We start from the raw sequence: 15,790 nt of genomic DNA on the forward strand, positions 1-15,790 counted from the left end.
GTTTTTATCAAGAACCTAAAACAAAGCACAGGCTGCATTGGCAGAAAGGATAGCGGGAAGAGACTTAAATATTTGCTGCTGTACCTGCTTTCCAAAACATTAACAAATAGTATCGGTATTGTGAGGCACGAAGCAATGTTATAACTGTCGTTAATGGTATGCTTAGTAAGATTGCTTCGTCATTCCGCCTCGCAATGACGATTTAACAAAAAAAGCCCATCTCCGTTAAGAAATGGGCAATGTTTTCATGTATCATCTTGAATTATCTCAAGGTCTTACTAATTAAATGCTGATCCCGAAGGTTCGGGAGAGCATGACGAATTGCTCGCTTAATCTTCCACAATTTCGCTATTGATGCTTACTTCGTCCTTAACATCTTCTTTAAAGTAGTTTTTTTGGAAAATAAGGATCAGTATCACCCCTACAGAAATGGCTGCGTCTGCAAGGTTAAAAACCGGCCTGAAGAAAACAAATTCTTCACCTCCCCATATGGGTAACCAGGAAGGGAAGTGGCCTTCGGCAATCGGGAAGTAGAACATATCTACCACGCGGCCGTGGAACCAGCTTTCGTAGCCATAAATTTTTCCGTAAAATACAGAATCGATGATATTACCTAATGCACCTGAAAAGATCAGAGCAACATTAAGGATCAATCCACGATGGTATTTATGCTTAATTAAATAATGTAAACCATAACCAATCCCTGCAACTGCTGCAATGCGGAAAAGCGATAAGGCTAATTTGCCAAACTCGCCACCAAACTCCATACCGAAAGCCATACCATTATTTTCGGTAAAATGGATGATAAACCACTTACCAATAATGTGGAACTCCTGACCAAGGTACATGTGCGTTTTAACCCATGTTTTAACCAGCTGATCGGCCAGTAAAACTAAAAAGATTACAATTAAAGGTTTTGTATAGCCTTTCATTAACTCTGCTTTAATTTAGCTTCCATGCTTAAGGTTGCATGCGGTACTGCGCGTAAACGTTCTTTCTGGATTAACTTACCGGTTTCGCGGCAAATACCATAAGTTTTGTTTTCGATACGCACCAATGCGTTTTCCAGGTTATCAATAAATTTTTTCTGACGGGCAGCCAATTGATTGATCTGTTCTTTCTCCATCGTTGCAGAACCGTCTTCTAATGTTTTGTAAGCACCAGAAGTATCTTCAGTTCCGTTTGCATTTGGGTTACTCAAAGAAGTGGTTAAAGAGTTAAGTTCCTCTTTCGCCATGCGTAATTTATCTTGAATTAATTCTTTAAATTCCTGAAGTTCACTGTCTGAGTAGCGTGTTTTATTACTGTTTTCCATGTTTTTAATTTAGTTTTCTAATATATGGATTTATATTTTAGTTACTGAAATGCTTAACTCAACATCATCAATGGTGATTTTGTTTGCATTAGTTACAGTATCTGTTAATTCTAATTCGTCAGCTAATATTTCCGCGCAAATGTAACCCTTGTTTTTGGCAACTGCATTGGCTACCAGGTTATCATTTTGTAACGAAACTTTAATCCTATCGGTCACCTCAAAGTTTAACTCTTTCCTTAAATTCTGGATGCGGTTAACCAGTTCGCGTGAGATACCTTCCTGTTTCAGCTCTTCGGTAATGGTTACATCCAAAGCAACAGTTAGGCTACCCAGGTTAGTTACCTGCCATCCCGGAATATCTTCAGCAAAAACCTCTACATCATCATTTAAATCAATAGCATGCTGGAAATTATCGCTGCCAAAAACATTGATGTAACCATCAACTTCAAGTCGCTGGATATCGTCCTGCGTCATGTTTTCTAAAGCTTCTTTCACCGTGCTCATATCTTTACCTACTTTTTTACCCAACGATTTAAAGTTCGGTTTCAGCTTTTTCTTTACGATGCCATGGGTATCGGTAATGAACTCGATATGTTTCACATTGGTTTCAGAAAGGATATAATCGGCCACTTTTGAGATTTTTTGTTCAAAATCGCCATTTAAAGATGGGATTAAGATTTTTTCAAGCGGCTGACGTACATTGATGCCCGATTTTTTACGCAGTGATAAAACCATCGATGAAATATCCTGGGCATAAAGCATTCTTTCGTTCAATGCATTGTCGATTAAACTTTGATCAGCTTCTTTCCATAAGGTTAAGTGGACTGATTCTTCGGCGTAAGCATCGGTAACGGTTAAATTGCGGTACAACCAATCGGCAAAGAAAGGTGCCACAGGACTCATCAGCTGCGCCAGTGTTTCCAAACAGGTAAATAATGTTTCGTAAGCTGCTCGTTTATCATCAGTCATTTCGCCTTTCCAGAAACGGCGGCGGCTTAACCTGATGTACCAGTTGCTTAAATGCTCATCAACAAAAGTCTGGATGGCACGGGTTGCCTTGGTTGGCTCGTAAGTATTGTAACTTTCGTCCACTTCGCTGATCAGGTTTTGCAGTAAAGATAAGATCCAGCGGTCTAATTCTGTTCTGTCTTCTACCTTGCTCAGGTTATTTTTGTCGATTTCGAATTTATCGATATTGGCATATAAAGCAAAGAAAGCGTAGGTATTGTACAGTGTTCCGAAGAATTTACGGCGCACTTCATCCAAACCTTCCAGACTAAATTTAAGGTTATCCCATGGCGAAGCATTGCTGATCATGTACCAACGGGTAGCATCGGCACTGTAAGTTTCGATGGTGCTGAAAGGATCGACCGCATTGCCTAAACGTTTAGACATTTTGTTGCCGTTTTTATCCAGTACTAATCCGTTCGAAACAACGTTTTTAAACGCTACGCCAGGGTTGCCCACTTTTGCATTTACCGCTTTAATTTCATCGCTGGCCTCGCTAAGCATTACCGCAATGGCGTGCAGGGTAAAGAACCATCCACGGGTCTGATCTACACCTTCTGCGATAAAATCGGCAGCGTATGCATTTTCAAATTCCTCTTTGTTTTCGAAAGGGAAATGCCACTGTGCATAAGGCATGGCGCCGCTATCAAACCAAACATCGATAAGGTCGGTTTCGCGGGTCATTTTTTCACCTTTTGATGAAGTTAAAATTACATCATCAACATAAGGGCGGTGCATGTCTTTCAGTTCGAAACCGGCAGGCATAAAACCCGCTTCGATTGATTTTGCAATTTCTGCATTCAGTTCAGCGATAGAACCGATGCATTTTTCTTCCAAACCATCGGCAGTACGCCAGATTGGTAATGGTGTACCCCAATAGCGTGAGCGTGATAAATTCCAGTCTACAAGGTTTTCCAGCCAGTTACCAAAACGGCCTGTCCCGGTCGATTCTGGTTTCCAGTTGATGCCTTTGTTCAATTCCACCATTTTATCCTTAACGGCAGTGGTTTTGATAAACCAGCTATCCAGCGGATAATATAAAACCGGTTTGTCGGTTCTCCAGCAGTGTGGATAGGTGTGGACGTATTTCTCTACCTTGAAGGCTTTGTTTTCTTCTTTTAACTGGATGGCAATTTCTACGTCGACAGATTTCTCCGGCGCTTCGCCATCTTTGTAATATTCGTTTTTAACGTATTTGCCACCGTAATTTCCGCCCAAAGCCGCAATAAATTTTCCTTGCAGGTCTACCAACGGAACGGCATTTCCTTTATCATCCAATACCAGCATTGGTGGTATTTCTGGTGTAGCCAGTTTAGCTACACGCGCATCATCTGCACCAAAAGTTGGGGCGGTGTGTACAATACCGGTACCATCTTCGGTAGTTACAAAATCTCCCGAAATTACCCTAAAAGCATTTTCCGGGTTTTGATATGGCAATACATATGGCAATAACTGCTCGTATTTTATACCCACTAAATCTGCTCCGACAAATTTTGCCAAAACAGCATAAGGGATTTTTTTATCTTCCGCTTTGTAATTGGTAAAAGCTTCTTCTCCCTCAGCTAAGAAGTATTTTCCGGCAAATTGTTTGCCTACCAAAGCTTTCGCCAAAACCACCTGGATTGGCTCAAAAGTATATTGATTAAAAGTTTTAACCAATACGTAATCGATCTTTGGCCCTACGGTTAAAGCTGTATTACTAGGTAAGGTCCATGGGGTAGTTGTCCAGGCTAAAAAATGAACTTCACCAAAGCCTTTTAAAGCTTCAGGTAAAGTCGATTCGATGGTTTTAAACTGTGCCACAATTGTGGTGTCGCTTACATCCTTATAAGTTCCCGGCTGGTTTAACTCGTGTGAGCTTAAGCCCGTACCTGCAGCAGGCGAGTAAGGTTGTACAGTATAGCCTTTATATAAAAATCCTTTATCGTAAAGTTGTTTTAAGATCCACCAAAGGGTTTCGATGTATTCGTTTTCGTAGGTGATGTACGGATTTTCAAGATCAACCCAATAACCCATTTTTTCGGTCAGGTCGTTCCAAACGTCCGTATAACGCATTACCTCGGTACGGCAAGCTTCGTTATATTCATCAACGCTGATTTTTTTACCGATATCTTCTTTGGTAATACCCAGTTTTTTCTCAACAGCAAGTTCGATCGGAAGACCATGCGTATCCCAGCCACCTTTACGCTTAACCTGGTAGCCTTTTAAAGTTTTATAGCGGCAAAAAATATCCTTAATTGCACGCGCCATTACGTGGTGGATGCCCGGCATGCCATTGGCAGACGGTGGTCCTTCGTAAAAAGTAAACGGATTAGATTTAGGACGGGATGAAATACTTTTCTCAAAGATATTTTCCTTTTTCCAAAAATCCAGTATTTCCTGCCCTATTTTGGCAAGTTCCAGTTGTTTAAATTCGCTATACATCAATCAGGTACCTCAAAAAATTAAGGTTGCAAAGTTAACAGAATTGACTGAATTTTGGTAGTTTTGATGTAAATACTTTTAACGTGAAATTATTTAATATCGGGCTTACACTGATGATTGTAGCTGTAATTGCATTGCCTGTTGTAGCGGTTATCAATCCATCAAACCGCGATTTTGTGCTTTATGCATTTTATTTCTGCGGCTTGCTCGAACTAATTGGGCTCATCTTTGTTTTAATCCATATTATTACACTAAAAAGAAAGACCCTATGATCAAGCTGTTAAAATTGCAGAAAGCCGTTTTTGTACTCATTGCTGGTGTACTTTCTTTTATTGCCTATAAAATTTTAGATGCTAACGGAATCAAATCAGGCATCTATTTACAAATGCTGGCAGGTGTGCTCATTATTATTGGTGCGCTATGGCTGTTATACCCGATTTTATTTGCCAAAAAAGATAGCGATGGCAATGCCGAAATCATTACCGATCCAACGGTCGAAGTTCCGGTAGATGAAGAAGAGGAAAAGCCGGCAACTGAGTAATATTCTTAAATGACCAGTTTTTTTTGAGCCTATGTCTTATGTGGTTTTAAAAAGGTTTTTGTAAAGCAAGGCCGGTATTTCATTTTAATGTTCGTCCTGCTGTTCGCTTTAGCCCTCATGCTTCGGGGTTGTCGCTGCCATCAGGTTTAGGTTACCTGGGCTGGTGAAAAAATTAAATACAATTCTATACATAGCCTTGGGTTTAAACCCAAAGCTATCTTAAAGGGTTAAAATCCTTAAACAATTAATGGTCAAACTCACCTGCGTTTTTCGCCGATTCTTCATCAGAAACCACTTTTCTCACTTTCTTTTTATCTAACCACAATACCAGTGCAGGCAATAAAGTTAGGTTAAAGATTAAGGCCACCAATAAAGTTATCGATAAAAGTAATCCTAATACTACCGTTCCACCGAAGGTAGAGGCCGTAAAAATCCCGAAGCCAAAGAATAAGATTAAGGCAATGTGCGTCATACTTACACCGGTTTCGGTAATCGTATCTGTAATTACTTTGGGTACACTAAAATTCGTCAGGTTTAGTTCCTGCTGGTAGCGTGTAAGAAAATAAATTGTTTGGTCTGATGCCAGACCAAAGGCAATGGTGAAAATTAAAATGGTAGAAGGTTTTAGGGAAATTCCGAAATAACCCATAATACCGGCGGTAATAATTAAAGGGACAATGTTTGGTAATAATGAAATAAACATAATGCCCAAACTTTTAAATTGTGCCAGCCTTAAAAGCGATATTAACACAATGGCAAGCGCAATACTCTCCACTAAATGCCTTAACATATAATCTGTTCCTTTCGAAAAGATGATGCTCGATCCGGTAAGTTCTACATCAAATTTTGATGGAGGCAAAATGCTGTCGATCCTCGGTTTTAGTTCGGCCATAATTGCATCCAGGCGTTTCGAACCCACATCAGCCATTTGAAAACTGATCCTCGTACTTTGATTTCCTTTGCTGATAAAGTTGGTTAACAAACTTGCATTTCCTTTACCACCATTGGCAATGTAGGCCAGGATAAAGTTCTTCTCTAAGTTATCGGGCAGGCGAAAAAATGTAGAATCGTTATTGTAAAATGCCTGAGTAGCGTATTTTAAACCCATATTTACCGAAATGGAGCGCGAAAATTCCGGATAGGCAGAAATCATTTTCTCCAGTTTTTCCATTCTTTTCAGATTGGTTAAATTGAAAACGCCATTCTTTTTCTTGGTATCTACACTTACCTCAAGCGGTAAAATACCTTCAAAATTTTTCTCAAAGAATTTTAAATCCGTTAAAATTTCAGAGTTTTTCGGTAAATCATCAACCACGTATCCGTTAACGTTGATTTTCATTACGCCAATAAAAGCAATAATCGAAATGATAATCGTTCCGATGTAAATCAAACCGCTTTTCTGCTGAACGAGGGTATCGGTTTTAACCAATAATTTATGCAGAAAACCTTCGTCAATATGGGTTTGCGGTTTAAGTTTTGGTGCCGGCAGGTAACTGAAAATAATCGGGATTAAACATAAACACATTAACCACGTAACCATCACGTTTATAGAGGCTACGCTACCGAATTGCATCAATAACTCACTTCCGGTAAAATAAAGCACCCCAAAACCAATGGCTGCCGTAATATTCGCAATCAGCGTGGTAATGGCAATTCTTTCTATCGTAACGCTTAGTGCTTTTTGCTTGTCGCCATGTTTGCGAAGCTCATTCTGGTATTTGTTCAGCAATAAAATACTGTTCGGGATGCCGATAATTACAATCAGAGGTGGAATCAGCCCCGTTAAAATAGTCAACTCGAAGCCGAATAAAACAAGCGTTCCGATGCTCCAGATTACGCCCATTATTACCACTAAAATAGGGAAGAATACGGCATAGAATTTTTTAAAGAAAATCAATAAGATTAATGCTGAAACCAGGATTGATAAGCCCAGGAACAATACAAATTCGTTACTCACCAGTTTACTAACTGCGGTGCGGATATATGGTAAACCCGAGATGTGTACCTGAATTTTGGTAGCCGCCTGAAAAGCCTTTGCCTTAGCTTCAATTTCTTTTAAAATAGGATTGCGTTCGGCCGTATTTAAGATTTTGGTATCGAAAGTAATGGCCATTAAAGTTGCATTCTGCCGGTTGTACACCAGTCCTTCGAAGAAAGGATTACTGTAAATGGTATTTTTAACAGAATCCATTTCGGCATCAGTTTTAACCAGGCCACCCGGTAATGGTTTTAACACAAATTTTTGGTTAACAGTGTCTTTTTCGAGCTGAAAAATCCGCCCTGAGGATAAGACCTGTTTAATGCCTTTCAATTTCTGGATTTCATTAGAAAGCTGAACCCAGTGGTTATACACTTCTTTTTTAAAGACATCGGGCGACTGTATGCCTACCACCATCACACTTCCATCCTCACCAAAAGTCTTTTTAAAAGCGTTATATTTTACAAATGCGCTATCAGTAACGGGCAGGATTTTACTCCCTGTATAAGAAAGTTTTACATTTTTGGCCTGATAAGCCATAAAAACGGTTCCTAAAACGAAAAATACGATGATTGCGATACGGTTCTGAAGAATAAATCTCGATAGCTTAACCCACATGTGCAGCTTAGTTTAATAATAATGGCAAAACTAATCTTATTTGTAAAACACGATTACTTTTTGCGCAATTAAATTTGCACAAATAACATACTTTTGAAAAAAATGTTTTAACAGCATGTTACACAAAGTCAGGGGCATTGTATTGAAGACCACCAATTACAGCGAAAGCAGTGTGGTGGTTCAGGTACTTACCGATAAATTCGGGATGCAATCTTACCTTATTAATGGGGTTAAAAAACCAAAGGCCAAGATTAAAATGAACATGTTGCAATCACTTCATCTTTTGGATATGGTGGTTTACCATAAAGCAAATACCAATATTCAGCGGATCTCGGAAGTGCGCCAAACACCTGTTTTTAAAAGTATTCCTTACGATATGGTTAAAACCAGTATCGTTATTTTCCTAAATGAGGTGTTGTATAAAAGTATCCGGCAGCAATCGGCTGATGAGAGTTTGTTCGATTATATTTTTAATTCGATAGCCTGGTTTGATGAAGTAGAGGAGATTAATCCTAATTTTCATTTGTCCTTTTTATTAAAGCTTACGCGGTTTTTAGGGTTTTCGCCTAATGGAAAAAGAAGGAACGACCAGATTTATTTCGATCTGCAGGAAGGGGAATTTACGTCCAGGTTGCCAATCCACTCCAATTACCTTCAATTGGATGATGCAATCAGCTTCATTTCTTTATTTAATTCTCCACTCGAAAAAATTTCTGGAATAAAGTTAAGTAATACCCAGCGGCGCTTTTTATTAGATAAGATATTGGTTTTCTATACCTTACATACAGCCTCTTTTGGGGTGGTGCAATCGCATAAAATCCTCGAAACTTTGTTAAGTTGAAAAAAAAGAAAAAAAGATTTGCAGAACAGTTTTATAGCGCTATATTTGCATTCCCAAACGGAGGATGGGACATTAAGTTTGACAAAATATAAAAGGGAAATTAGCTCAGCTGGTTCAGAGCATCCCGACGTTACAGTCGGGAGGGTCGGATCGAGAAAGCCGAGATAATTTTAAATATTACCAACAGGGAAATTAGCTCAGCTGGTTCAGAGCACCTCGTTTACACCGAGGGGGTCGGGGGTTCGAACCCCTCATTTCCCACCATTAAAAGCCTTTCAATTTATTGAGAGGCTTTTTTATCAAACTTAACATACATAAGGGAAATTAGCTCAGCTGTTTCAGAGCATCCCGACATTACAGTCGGGAGGGTCGGATCGAGAAAGCCGGGATAATTTTTAAATATTACCAACAGGGAAATTAGCTCAGCTGGTTCAGAGCACCTCGTTTACACCGAGGGGGTCGGGGGTTCGAACCCCTCATTTCCCACCATTAAAAGGTCTTCAATTATATTGAAGACCTTTTTTTTAGTTCATATAGAAATCTATCCTTATTAGGCTTTAAAAAATAAACATCCTAAATAATTAAATAATTGTTAAGATGTTTTATACCTATATACTATATTCCAAAATCCGCGATCGGTATTATATCGGATCCACTATTAACTTAACAGAACGCTTAAAAAAGCACAATACAAACCATGCAGGTTTTACCGGGCACACAGGTGATTGGTGCATCTTTTGGTTTCAGGTTTTTGAAACTAAAAGGGATGCAATACTCAGGGAAAGGCAGATCAAAAACTGGAAAAGCAGGATTATGATAGAAAAATTAATAAGCTCAACTGGTTTATAATAGTTCCTTTACACCGAGGTGGTCGTCCCGATTGAGATCGGGATCATTTCCCACCATTAAAAGCCTTTCAGATTGCTGAGAGGTTTTTTTTTGTGCTGTCATTCTGAACGCAGTGAAGAATCCCCAACCTATGAAACACCATCTCTAATAGATATTATTAATGTGTCAAGTTTTAAAGACCCTTCAATCCTTTCCAGAATAACACAAAACTATAAACAATTATTTAGGCTCCCATAATTCAATTTTATTCCCTTCCGCATCCATGATATGGATAAATTTTCCAAAATCATAAGTGGCAATTTCATCGAGTATGGTTACGCCATTTTCTTTGAGTTTTTCCAATAGTGCTTCAAGATTTTGAACGCGGTAATTGATCATAAACTCCTTTTTTGACGGAGAAAAATATTCATCTCCTTTTTTGAAAGGGCTCCATTGAAGTGATTCAACTTCATCTGGATTGTTGATATTCCTGGAATCAAAACTTACTGAACCCCAGGCATTGATTTCAACGCCTAAATTTTTGGCATACCAGTCTTTTGTTTCCTTCGGATTATCTGAAAAAAAGAAAATACCACCTATTCCCGTCACCATTGGTGTGGTATTATCAGCTGAAGTTGAGTTTTTGGAATCTTCCATATCGATCGTTTTTTAGTTGAATTATAAATTTAGTAACAATTTATATTTGTTTTTCTTTTAGTTTCAGGATAGCGTAAAATCATTTTGATTAATGGCGTTTTTCTTCACACAAACGATTGATTGTTGCCCTAAACAAAATCTAATCTCCTGTTTTTTTTAAATGAATCGGCAAGGCTAAATCAAACTATTTTGCCCCAAAAATAATTTTATTCAAATTACAATTAATTTGTAGTATTAATACTGATGTATCAGGATTGTTTAGCAAAATTATTTAAATCCTAAGTTGTTTTAAAACAAACGTTTGCGTGGTTTTTTATCCGGGAATATGGTAGAAATGCTTCATTGTAGTATTAAATTAGAGAAAACAAGTTCCTGTTGTAAGTCTCTGTTTAACACATCATTACTAACCATAAATCCCATACCAAATCAATGAAAAAGTCTATTAAATCAATTTCGGGCCTGGCTATACTGGGTTTCGTATTATTTACCTGTTCCTGTAAAAAACAAGAAAGCCTGACGGATGCAGATGGTGCATCTTCAGATCAGAATAAAAAACTGGCGCTTGCAAATGTCCAGTCGCTTGGCGGTACATCGTTAACCGTTTCAATGGGCGGAAATGCTTTTGTAACCACCTTAGCGCCGGGCGGGGCAGAAACGGTAACTTCTACAAAGCTGGCAAACTGGACCAATGCGAACAGTATTTTCAGTTCTTATTTCAGAATCGGAAATACAGGATCACTAACCGTGGCGGTAAAAGCATCGGTGCCAAGTGGCACAAGTGTTTTAAAAATTACCATAAACGGTACGCCATTTAATGTAACAGCAACCGGTACAGCCAACACCACTTATACGGTCGGCACGGTAAACATCGGTACCCCTGGTTACGTAACCGTTCAATTCCAGGGCGTAAGTAAAACCGGGTCTTACTTTGCTGATGTTTCCGATCTTGTAATCAGCGGGCCTGCAGTAGCATCAAATGTGTATTATGCCAACGATCCTGCCAATTATTACTGGTCGAGGAGAGGGCCATCGGTTCATTTAGGATTCGCTGCTCCTGCCAATACAGAATGGTTTTATAATGAAGTTAAAGTACCAACAGGTGAAGATAAGATCGGGAGTTATTACATGGCCAATGGTTTTGATGGAGGCTATTTTGGGATACAGGTGAATTCGGCTACAGAGCGCAGGATACTCTTCTCTGTATGGAACCCAACAGGTGGAACCACAACCTGGACGAGAAAGGGAACCAATGTTGTTGCCACTAATTTTACAGGCGAAGGTGAAGGCGGACAATCATACCTCATATACAATTGGGTTGCCGGAAATACCTATAAGTTTTTAACACAAGGCAAGCCCGATGGAGCAGGCAATACCGTTTACTCATCGTGGTTTTATGCACCAGAATCAGGAACCTGGACGTTTATGGCTTCATGGAAAAAACCGAATACCAATAGTTATTTAACAGGATTGTATTCTTTCCTTGAAAACTTTAATGATAAAAATGGTTACCTGGGCAGAAAGGCCGAATACAATAACCAGTGGGTACGCAATGCGGCTGGTACCTGGACCGAAATTACTACGGCCAATTTTACGGTAGATGCCACAGGAGGTAACCAGCAAAGAATGGATTTTGCCGGTGGCGTTTCGGGTGGTAAATTTTACCTGCAGAATGGTGGGTTTTTTGCCAACTATGTTACCGCAAACCAATCGTTTACCAGAACAGCTACCGGTACCGCACCAACGGTTAATTTAACCACGCTTCCTTAGCCTTTGATAAATTATAATGGCAAAGCAGGGTGATGTGTACTGCTTTGCTATTATTTTAATCTGTATAATTATTTACCTTATTCAATTATATATCCGAAATTGCCTGCTGAAAAACAGCGGTAATGCTCAGTAAAGTAATCAGGTTTATTTTCTTTGGAAACTACTTTGTAGGGATTTTGGCAGTCGCCCTTACCTTAGAAGCCACTTTTCAATTAAGACTGCCTTTTAATTCCTTAAATTATTACCTGCTGTTATTTCTGGCACCGACCATTTATTATACTTACGCCTACAACAAAGTTTCTACTGCACCATCAACTACCAATCCCCGTAATCAATGGTATTTTAAACATAAAACTTTTATTAACCGGAGTCAGGCGGTGCTTTTTATCAGTTGCATGCTGCTGGCTGTTAATCTGCTGTACCAAAACTTTCAGCATATTCTGGCACTTCCGCTCAGTTACTGGGTTGCCATTGTAATTATTATCGTTGCAGGAGGTTTGTATTACGGTTTATTGCCCAAATCTTTTCTTCAATTTAATCTCCGCAATACCGGTTGGTTAAAAGCTTTCGTAATCGGTTTTGTTTGGGCCTGTTGTGCCAATGTACTGCCGCTGATTATGCTTAAAATCGAAACAGGGGTGGGGTATCACGATTCAGTTCTATGGACCTGGTTGTTTATTAAAAACTGGATGTTCTGCACCGTAAATGCAATCATTTTCGATATTAAAGATTACCCAACAGATGCCAATAAACACCTTCGGACTTTTGTAGTACGTTACGGTTTACGGAGAACCATTTTTAATATTTTAATCCCGCTGTTAATTATCGGTCTAATTTCTTTAGGCATATTTGCCAGCTACAAAGGTTTCGGTCTCCCACAGGTTTTATTCAATGTTTTACCTTTTATTTTAACCATTTACGTAGCCTATTCCATGCACAGAAGAAAAAATATCCTTTATTACCTGATGGTAATTGATGGTTTAATTCTATTTAAGGCAATATGTGGCATAATAGGAATGCAGTTTGTACATTAAGCTGAAAGACCAAAGAGTAAAGCCCAAAGCGTATATTACACTTGAGAAGTCTATCTTGATACTTTATACTCAATGCTTGATTCTCAATACCTGATACGATGAACAACAACTACGATAAAATAGCCAATCATTACGATACCTTAAGCCGATTGGTGTTTTTTAAATCGCAGGTTAATGCACAGGTCAGTCAGCTTAAATATATTCCAAAAAATAGTTCGGTTTTAATTGTAGGCGGTGGAACAGGCTGGATATTGGAAGAAATTGCCAAAATATATTCCGGTGGTTTAAAGATTGTGTATGTAGAAATATCAGCTAAAATGATTGCACTTTCTCAAAAACGGAACTGTAAAAATAACCAGGTCGAATTTGTGAATCTTGGCATTGAGAGTTTCGAAACGGATATTGTATTTGATGTGATTTTAACGCCTTTTCTTTTTGATAATTTCGCTGAGCAACGTGCCGCAAAAGTATTCAACCAGTTAAATGCGTGTTTAAAAAAAGACGGACTGTGGTTTTTAGTCGATTTTTCGCTTAATCAAACAAACGGGAGCTGGTGGAAATGGCTGTTGCTCAAATCGATGTATAGCTTTTTTAAATTACTCGGAATTGTAGAGGCAACCCGGCTTATTGATATGAATTCTTACTTTTTGAATGCAGGTTATCAGATCTTTAAACTGCAGTCGTATTATGGAAGCTTTATCAGGGCAGTCATCTATAAAAAATAAAATGACATTTAATTAATGCATCAATGTTGCATTTGAAATTTGAATTCAGATCTTTGTAGCAAAAGATAAGGATATGGATTTTGATGTAATTATAATTGGAGGTAGCTACGCTGGTTTATCTGCCGCGTTAACTTTGGGCCGCTCTACCCGGAATGTTTTGGTAATTGATGCTGGCAAACCCTGTAACAGGCAAACCCCTCATTCGCATAATTTTTTAACACACGATGGCGACCGGCCAGCTGAAATTTCGGTAGCTGCAAAGGCTGAAGTATTAAAATATCCAACAGTTAAATTTATAAGCGCCAAAGCCAATTCGGCAAAACAACTAGAAGATGGCTTTCTTGTAGGTGTGGAGGATGGACAATATTTTACTTCGCGCAAAATATTATTAGTCACTGGTTTAAAAGATACCCTTCCGGATATTAAAGGTTTGGCAGCATGTTGGGCCATTTCTGCAATACATTGTCCTTATTGCCATGGCTACGAAGTAAAAAATGAAAAAATAGCTTTATTAATGAACGGCGAACATGCCTTCGATATGGCAAAAACTCTACACTTATGGAATAAAGATTTAACCATTTTAACCAATGGAAAATCACAATTAACTGCCGAACAGGCTGAAAAACTAAAAGCTAAATCGATTACTGTTTTAGAAGAGGAAATTTTTGAACTCGAACATCAGAACGGCCACCTGGAAGACGTTGTTTTTAAAAACGGAGAAAAAATAGCTTTTAAGGCAATTTATGTTAAACCTGAAATAGAACAGCACGTAAATTTTAACGAACAACTGGAGTTTGAATTAACAGAGCTGAAAACGATAAAAGTAAATGAGCAGCAGCAAACCACTGCCAAAGGCGTTTATGCCGCAGGAGATTGTGCAACCTTGTTCAGGTCGTTATCTATTATTACAGCCGCCGGAACCATGGCTGCAGTGATGATTAATAAGGAGTTAATTTCTGAGGATTTTTGAGCAATCATCGGAAATTAAAATAAGATGGCACCAGCAATAGTAGCAATAAACATGGCTGCCATTACAATTCTGTCAGCATTGATCCATTGATCTCTTGTAAGTGGTGCTGCAACTTTTTTTACGGTTTCTGCTTTGTGCCTCGAAAGTCTGAAAACCGATGTATCTAATTTAATAAGCATATCAAAATGTTTTAATTGGGGTCGATTTTCTTAAGGCAAATCCCAAGCCAAAAATCCAGAAAAATGTTAAATTGTTAATAACTTATATTTTTTATTAATTAATTGATAGTTATACGGTTGTAAAATACTGTAGTCAATTTAAAAAGGATGATTAGCCTGTTTGATATTCAATACAGCGCGATCACCCTGTGTGTGTAGTTGGCTAACTTACGAAGTTTAGAAAGGGAACAGGTGTAAGCCAATTCCGTAAGTTTAGCGAGGGGCCAACTGCCATTGTAATCTAAACCTGATAGCGCCAGATAGCCCCCGGTTTCGGGAAAAAATATTGTATTTAAGACCTTTTTAACCGGGGCTATGGGCAATAGCAGGACTGCCGGAACCAAAGGATTACAGGTCCTTGCTTTTCCAAAAAGGATTATAAATTTCTATTTTTTACTAAATTTCTTCCAGACAGTAAAATTTTATTTTAAATTATTTAACTGGTAATCAGTTTGTTGTGAAATTACTTTGATTTATTTTAGTACTATGTATTGCATGGTAGTATATAAAACACATATCTTTGTTATATGATAGCAGAAAATACGCAAACGCAAATGCGGAAGGGAATTCTGGAATATTGTGTTTTATCAATCATCTCACGGGGCGAAATTTATGCTTCGGATATTATTGCTGAATTAAGGTCGGCAAAGCTGTTGGTGGTTGAGGGTACATTATATCCATTATTAACCAGGCTTAAAAACAACGGTTTGTTAAGCTACAACTGGGTAGAATCTACCTCAGGCCCACCGCGTAAATATTACACCTTAACCGAAGATGGTCGGGGCATTTTATCACAATTAGATCAAACCTGGCAGGAGCTGGCTTATGCTGTAGGTATTTCACAAAAAGGAGCCAATTCATAATTA

At 38.6% G+C, this 15,790-nt stretch carries 15 protein-coding genes and 2 tRNA genes; 11 read left to right on the forward strand and 6 right to left on the reverse strand.

Going from position 1 to position 15,790, the window contains the following annotated elements; all coding sequences use genetic code 11:
- Positions 1–329: 329 nt before the first annotated feature.
- From ABD769_RS17295 to ileS, 3 genes are read right to left on the reverse strand one after another with little or no spacing between them, the layout of a single operon-like run.
- Positions 330–932: a lipoprotein signal peptidase gene (locus tag ABD769_RS17295; RefSeq protein WP_121283934.1), complete on the reverse strand. Its 603-nt coding sequence runs from the start codon at positions 930–932 to the stop codon at positions 330–332.
- A complete protein-coding gene (locus ABD769_RS17300; RefSeq protein ID WP_025144123.1) occupies positions 932–1,315 on the reverse strand; it encodes a TraR/DksA family transcriptional regulator in 384 nt (127 codons plus the stop codon). The genes ABD769_RS17295 and ABD769_RS17300 overlap by 1 nt, the downstream gene beginning before the upstream one ends.
- A 30-nt stretch (positions 1,316–1,345) precedes the next feature.
- Complete coding sequence (ileS, locus tag ABD769_RS17305) at positions 1,346–4,747, reverse strand: isoleucine--tRNA ligase (protein WP_344852643.1); 3,402 nt, start codon at positions 4,745–4,747, stop codon at positions 1,346–1,348.
- Positions 4,748–4,830: 83 nt separating this feature from the next.
- Between ileS and ABD769_RS17310 the strand changes: the two genes are divergently transcribed.
- Positions 4,831–5,019, forward strand: coding sequence for a hypothetical protein (locus tag ABD769_RS17310; protein WP_344852644.1), 189 nt, complete (start codon positions 4,831–4,833; stop codon positions 5,017–5,019).
- A complete protein-coding gene (locus ABD769_RS17315) occupies positions 5,016–5,288 on the forward strand; it encodes an isoleucyl-tRNA synthetase (protein WP_344852645.1) in 273 nt (90 codons plus the stop codon). Before ABD769_RS17310 ends, ABD769_RS17315 begins: the two co-directional genes overlap by 4 nt.
- Before the next feature lie 244 nt (positions 5,289–5,532).
- On the opposite strand, the gene ABD769_RS17320 is transcribed toward ABD769_RS17315, so the two are convergent.
- On the reverse strand, positions 5,533–7,884 hold the full coding sequence (locus ABD769_RS17320) for an efflux RND transporter permease subunit (RefSeq protein ID WP_344852646.1): 2,352 nt from the start codon (positions 7,882–7,884) through the stop codon (positions 5,533–5,535).
- A gap of 115 nt (positions 7,885–7,999) precedes the next feature.
- Between ABD769_RS17320 and recO the strand changes: the two genes are divergently transcribed.
- The 4 genes from recO to ABD769_RS17340 all read left to right on the forward strand — a co-directional run bounded on the left by recO (position 8,000) and on the right by ABD769_RS17340 (position 9,574).
- Positions 8,000–8,725 carry a DNA repair protein RecO gene (gene recO / locus ABD769_RS17325; RefSeq protein WP_344852647.1) on the forward strand — a complete coding sequence of 242 codons (726 nt, stop codon included), beginning with the start codon at positions 8,000–8,002 and terminating at the stop codon, positions 8,723–8,725.
- A 186-nt stretch (positions 8,726–8,911) separates the two neighbouring features.
- Positions 8,912–8,989: transfer RNA gene (locus ABD769_RS17330), tRNA-Val, on the forward strand.
- A gap of 147 nt (positions 8,990–9,136) precedes the next feature.
- A tRNA-Val gene (locus tag ABD769_RS17335) sits at positions 9,137–9,214 on the forward strand.
- A gap of 108 nt (positions 9,215–9,322) precedes the next feature.
- Positions 9,323–9,574: a GIY-YIG nuclease family protein gene (locus ABD769_RS17340; protein WP_344852648.1), complete on the forward strand. Its 252-nt coding sequence runs from the start codon at positions 9,323–9,325 to the stop codon at positions 9,572–9,574.
- 219 nt (positions 9,575–9,793) lie between these two features.
- On the opposite strand, the gene ABD769_RS17345 is transcribed toward ABD769_RS17340, so the two are convergent.
- The gene (locus ABD769_RS17345) at positions 9,794–10,210 is read right to left on the reverse strand and encodes a VOC family protein (protein WP_344852649.1); all 417 of its coding nucleotides are present in this window, start codon (positions 10,208–10,210) and stop codon (positions 9,794–9,796) included.
- A gap of 429 nt (positions 10,211–10,639) precedes the next feature.
- Between ABD769_RS17345 and ABD769_RS17350 the strand changes: the two genes are divergently transcribed.
- From ABD769_RS17350 to ABD769_RS17365, 4 genes are all read left to right on the forward strand, one after another.
- Positions 10,640–11,977, forward strand: a complete 1,338-nt coding sequence (locus ABD769_RS17350) for a DUF3472 domain-containing protein (RefSeq protein ID WP_344852650.1) — start codon at positions 10,640–10,642, stop codon at positions 11,975–11,977.
- Between the two features lie 122 nt (positions 11,978–12,099).
- Positions 12,100–13,011 (forward strand): UbiA prenyltransferase family protein, encoded by a 912-nt coding sequence (locus ABD769_RS17355; protein WP_344852651.1) that lies wholly within the window; start codon positions 12,100–12,102, stop codon positions 13,009–13,011.
- A gap of 98 nt (positions 13,012–13,109) precedes the next feature.
- Entirely contained in the window at positions 13,110–13,736 is a 627-nt protein-coding gene (locus tag ABD769_RS17360) for a class I SAM-dependent methyltransferase (RefSeq protein WP_344852652.1), read from the forward strand.
- 73 nt (positions 13,737–13,809) lie between these two features.
- Positions 13,810–14,706, forward strand: coding sequence for an NAD(P)/FAD-dependent oxidoreductase (locus ABD769_RS17365; RefSeq protein ID WP_344852653.1), 897 nt, complete (start codon positions 13,810–13,812; stop codon positions 14,704–14,706).
- Positions 14,707–14,720: 14 nt separating this feature from the next.
- On the opposite strand, the gene ABD769_RS17370 is transcribed toward ABD769_RS17365, so the two are convergent.
- Positions 14,721–14,885, reverse strand: coding sequence for a hypothetical protein (locus ABD769_RS17370; RefSeq protein WP_344852654.1), 165 nt, complete (start codon positions 14,883–14,885; stop codon positions 14,721–14,723).
- A 566-nt stretch (positions 14,886–15,451) separates the two neighbouring features.
- On the opposite strand from ABD769_RS17370, the gene ABD769_RS17375 reads away from it, so the two are divergent.
- Complete coding sequence (locus ABD769_RS17375) at positions 15,452–15,787, forward strand: PadR family transcriptional regulator (RefSeq protein ID WP_025145298.1); 336 nt, start codon at positions 15,452–15,454, stop codon at positions 15,785–15,787.
- The last annotated feature ends 3 nt before the right edge of the window (positions 15,788–15,790 follow it).

Origin of the sequence: Pedobacter jeongneungensis (assembly GCF_039538295.1) — a bacterium.
GTDB lineage: Bacteria > Bacteroidota > Bacteroidia > Sphingobacteriales > Sphingobacteriaceae > Pedobacter > Pedobacter jeongneungensis.

Excerpts from the sequence above, each read along its gene's own strand:
- ABD769_RS17295 (WP_121283934.1), bottom strand. The coding sequence starts at position 932 with ATGAAAGGCTATACAAAACCTTTAATTGTAATCTTTTTAGTTTTACTG.
- ABD769_RS17300 (WP_025144123.1), bottom strand. The coding sequence starts at position 1,315 with ATGGAAAACAGTAATAAAACACGCTACTCAGACAGTGAACTTCAGGAA.
- ileS (WP_344852643.1), bottom strand. The coding sequence starts at position 4,747 with ATGTATAGCGAATTTAAACAACTGGAACTTGCCAAAATAGGGCAGGAA.
- ABD769_RS17315 (WP_344852645.1), top strand. The coding sequence starts at position 5,016 with ATGATCAAGCTGTTAAAATTGCAGAAAGCCGTTTTTGTACTCATTGCT.
- ABD769_RS17320 (WP_344852646.1), bottom strand. The coding sequence starts at position 7,884 with ATGTGGGTTAAGCTATCGAGATTTATTCTTCAGAACCGTATCGCAATC.
- recO (WP_344852647.1), top strand. The coding sequence starts at position 8,000 with ATGTTACACAAAGTCAGGGGCATTGTATTGAAGACCACCAATTACAGC.
- ABD769_RS17340 (WP_344852648.1), top strand. The coding sequence starts at position 9,323 with ATGTTTTATACCTATATACTATATTCCAAAATCCGCGATCGGTATTAT.
- ABD769_RS17345 (WP_344852649.1), bottom strand. The coding sequence starts at position 10,210 with ATGGAAGATTCCAAAAACTCAACTTCAGCTGATAATACCACACCAATG.
- ABD769_RS17350 (WP_344852650.1), top strand. The coding sequence starts at position 10,640 with ATGAAAAAGTCTATTAAATCAATTTCGGGCCTGGCTATACTGGGTTTC.
- ABD769_RS17355 (WP_344852651.1), top strand. The coding sequence starts at position 12,100 with ATGCTCAGTAAAGTAATCAGGTTTATTTTCTTTGGAAACTACTTTGTA.
- ABD769_RS17360 (WP_344852652.1), top strand. The coding sequence starts at position 13,110 with ATGAACAACAACTACGATAAAATAGCCAATCATTACGATACCTTAAGC.
- ABD769_RS17365 (WP_344852653.1), top strand. The coding sequence starts at position 13,810 with ATGGATTTTGATGTAATTATAATTGGAGGTAGCTACGCTGGTTTATCT.
- ABD769_RS17370 (WP_344852654.1), bottom strand. The coding sequence starts at position 14,885 with ATGCTTATTAAATTAGATACATCGGTTTTCAGACTTTCGAGGCACAAA.
- ABD769_RS17375 (WP_025145298.1), top strand. The coding sequence starts at position 15,452 with ATGATAGCAGAAAATACGCAAACGCAAATGCGGAAGGGAATTCTGGAA.